At 64.0% G+C, this 3,751-nt stretch carries 3 protein-coding genes; all 3 read right to left on the bottom strand.

Annotated features, from left to right (window positions below; all coding sequences use genetic code 11):
• On the bottom strand, window positions 1-1,203 hold a 1,203-nt coding region (glyA, locus tag EN749_RS32410; protein ID WP_145991097.1), incomplete at its 3' end, for a serine hydroxymethyltransferase.
• A 179-nt stretch (window positions 1,204-1,382) separates the two neighbouring features.
• A complete protein-coding gene (locus EN749_RS32405) occupies window positions 1,383-3,029 on the bottom strand; it encodes a Na+/H+ antiporter (protein WP_128288392.1) in 1,647 nt (548 codons plus the stop codon).
• A 141-nt stretch (window positions 3,030-3,170) separates the two neighbouring features.
• Window positions 3,171-3,751 (bottom strand): L,D-transpeptidase family protein (locus tag EN749_RS32400; protein WP_145991096.1); only part of this gene is annotated, 581 nt, incomplete at its 5' end.

Genomic DNA, 3,751 nt, shown 5'->3' with positions numbered 1-3,751 from the left:
GTCCAGCACTTCGGCGATCAGCTTGCCGATCTCGCGGAATTCGGCCTGGCCGAAGCCGCGCGTGGTGCCGGCCGGGGTGCCGAGACGCACGCCCGAGGTGACGAAAGGCTTTTCCGGGTCGAACGGGATGCCGTTCTTGTTGCAGGTGATGTTGGCGCGGCCAAGCGCCGCCTCGGCGCGCTTGCCGGTGGCGTTCTTGGGCCTGAGGTCGACCAGCATGAGATGGTTGTCGGTGCCGCCGGAGACGATGTCGAGACCGGTCTCCTTGAGGCTGGAGGCCAACGCCTTGGCGTTGGCGGCAACGCTCTCGGCATAAACCTTGAAGCTTGGCTTCAGCGCTTCGCCGAAAGCGACAGCCTTGGCAGCGATGACATGCATCAGCGGGCCGCCCTGCAAGCCGGGGAACACCGCCGAATTCATCTTCTTGGCGATGTCCTCGTCATTGCACAGGATCATGCCGCCGCGCGGGCCGCGCAGCGATTTGTGCGTCGTGGTGGTCACGACATGGGCATGCGGCAGCGGCGACGGATGCACGCCGCCGGCGACGAGGCCGGCGATGTGCGCCATGTCGACCATAAGATAGGCGCCGACCGCGTCGGCGATCTCGCGAAAACGCTTCCAGTCCCAGACGCGCGAATAGGCGGTGCCGCCGGCAAGGATCAGCTTCGGCTTGGTCTCATGCGCGGTCTTCTCGATGGCGTCCATGTCGAGCAGATGGTCGTCCTGGCGCACGCCATAGGACACGACCTTGAACCATTTGCCGCTCATGTTGACCGGCGAACCGTGGGTCAGATGGCCGCCGGAATTGAGGTCGAGGCCCATGAACGTGTCGCCCGGCTGCAAAAGCGCCAGGAACACGGCCTGGTTCATCTGGCTGCCGGAATTCGGCTGGACGTTGGCGAAGTTGCAGCCGAACAGCTTCTTGGCGCGCTCGATGGCCAGTTCCTCGGCCACGTCGACGAACTGGCAGCCGCCATAGTAGCGTTTACCCGGATAGCCCTCGGCGTACTTGTTGGTCATGATCGAGCCCTGCGCTTCAAGCACGGCGCGGGAAACAATGTTTTCCGAGGCGATCAGCTCGATCTCGTGGCGCTGGCGACCGAGTTCGTTGCGGATGGCGCCGAAAATCTCCGGATCGGCATCGGCCAGCGTGGTTTCGAAGAAGGATTCGAATTTGTTCGACACTGCCGCTGCTGTTGCCATGGCCTGAAATCCTCGAGGTTCGGGGGCAATTTTTGATTTATGCATGTCGTTGTCCCAAAACCGCTGCACACTTTTGGGCGACATGCATTTGCCGCGCCATTAACACAGTTGTTTTCGCCCCGCCACGTTTGCGGCGCGAAATTTGCTGGCCGGATTGCGCCAGCCTGGCCCGCGGGTCGTTATTTCCGAGCCTTCCGGCCTTTCAGCAAGGCCTCGGTGAGCGTGATCTCGGTAAACAGCGCTTGCGACGTATGGTCGTTGATCTCGCCGCTGCGAAACATGGCGCGCACGGCCTCGCGCTCGGCTTCGATGCCCGCAAATCTCAATTCGAGCTCCAGCCTTCCGGCTTCGCGCGCCTCGGCGCGGGCCTCATCGGCTTCGTCCGAGGCGGCGATGCGGCGCCGGTAGCCGGCGACGATGCTGTCGGCAGCGGCAAGCCTGGTGCCGGGCACCTCGCCTCCCTCATCATCGGCGGCTCCGGCAATGCTCTCGATGCGCGCGATTGCCGCCTTGGCGGCGCCGACGCGCGCCAGGCGCTCCTCGGCGGCGCCGGCATCCTCACCGGGCTCGACCAGCCCCCTGGCGATCGTCGGCAGAGCGAGGCTGGCGATGACCAGCGAGCAGATGATGACGCCGGCGGCCAGGAAAATGACCAGGTCGCGCGCCGGAAACGGCGAGCCGTCCGGCATGGCGAGCGGCAGTGACAGGATGCCGGCCAGCGTAATGGCGCCGCGCACACCGGCCACCGAACCGGCGAGCCGCACGCGCAGCCCGAACGGCTCCACCTTGCGCTTGCCCAGACGCGCAGCGATGCCGGCGGCGATATCGCCCACCCAGATCCACAGGAAGCGCAACGCGATCAGGCACAGCGTCAGCGCGATGACGGTCGCGATCGGCTGGATGATCGGGTGCAGGCTCATGAGTTCCGGCGGCACATGGCGGATGATGTCGGGAAGCTGCAGGCCGAGCACGATGAAGAGAGCGCCGTTGAAAACGAAGGAGAGCGTCGTCCACAGCGACATCGTCTGCATGCGCGCAGAGACGCCGAGGAAGCGAAACACGCCGGAGCCGCCGGTGAGCAGGCCCGCGGTGACAGCCGCCAGAATGCCGGAAGCTCCGACATGCTCGGCGCCGAGATAGGCGATGAAGGGCAGCAGGACCATCACCAGCACCTGCGCTTCGGCCGGCACGCCGCCGATCCGGTTGAGCAATTGCAGCAGCTTGGCGGCAACGAACAGCGCCGCCACGCCGATCAGGATGCCGATCGCCACAGCATAGAGAAAACTGAGCGAAGCCGCCGCAAGGGAAAAGCTGCCGGTCAGCACCGCCGCGACGGCAAAGCGGAACATGACCAGCCCGGACGCATCGTTGAGCAGCGACTCGCCTTCCAGAATGTGCATCAGCCGCGCCGGGACGACATTCCTGTCGACGATCGAGGACACCGCCACCGCGTCGGTCGGCGACAGCACCGCGGCTAGCGCAAAAGCAACCACCAGAGGGATGCTCGGCACCAGCCAATGCAAGGCGTAGCCGAAGCCGACGATGGTGAAGAAGACCAGCCCTATGGCCAGATCCAGGATCGGTCGGCGCAGCGCCATCAGTTCACGCTTCGGCGCGCCATAGGCATCGCCGAACAGCAGCGGCGGGATGAACACCAGCAGGAACAGTTCCGGATTGATCTCGACATGGATGCCGCGCACCGGCCACGCAAGCGCGGCACCGATCGCAATCTGCAGCACCGGCAACGGCACCCGTACCAGGCGAACCAGAGCGCCGGAAAGCGCCACGAAGACGAGCACGACCAGAATGAAGACGGCGACTTCCATGGTCCGGTTCCAGGCTTTCCGCCGACCATGCGCAAAGCCGGCCGATCCGTCCAGCCGCCCGTCCCGTGAAAAACGCCGCGGCACCCAATCAATGAAAAAGGCCGCCCTGAGAGGCGGCCTTTTTAGCTAGGAATCAAATGTTTACAGCGCGGACGTGATCTGCAGTTCGTTGTTGCCATCAAGCGCGTAGACGTCGTCGCGGAACTGCACGACGCCCGGACCGGTCGACCAGGCCGAGAGATAGAGGAAATGGACCGGCACCGGATTGGTGACCTGGATCGGCGTGTTTTCACCCGTCTTGATCGCCGCTTCGAAATGCTGGCGGTCCCAGCCAGGCGTGTCGCGCAGGATCCAGGTGACGAGGTCGCGCACATTCTGCACGCGCACGCAGCCCGAGGAATCGAAACGCAACATCTTGCCGAACAGGCTCTGCTGCGGCGTGTCGTGCATGTAGACGCCGTCAGGGCTCGGGAAATTGATCTTCACCGAGGCCATGGCGTTTTCCGAGCCGGGATCCTGGCGGAAACGGTATTTGGCGGCGTCGTCGGTCGACCAGTCCACATTCATCGGATCGACTTCGCTGCCATCCGGCGCGAACAGGCGGATGTGGCTGTCCTTCAGATAATCGGGATTCTTCCGCATCAGCGGAATGATGTCCTTGCGGACGATCGAGACCGGCGCGTTCCAGTATGGATTGACGATGATCTCGTTGATCTTGGAAT

Origin of the sequence: Mesorhizobium sp. M7A.F.Ca.ET.027.02.1.1 (assembly GCF_004022985.1) — a bacterium.
GTDB lineage: Bacteria > Pseudomonadota > Alphaproteobacteria > Rhizobiales > Rhizobiaceae > Mesorhizobium.
This window is presented reverse-complemented; position numbering and strand designations above follow the sequence as displayed.

Excerpts from the sequence above, each read along its gene's own strand:
- EN749_RS32405 (WP_128288392.1), bottom strand. The coding sequence starts at position 3,029 with ATGGAAGTCGCCGTCTTCATTCTGGTCGTGCTCGTCTTCGTGGCGCTT.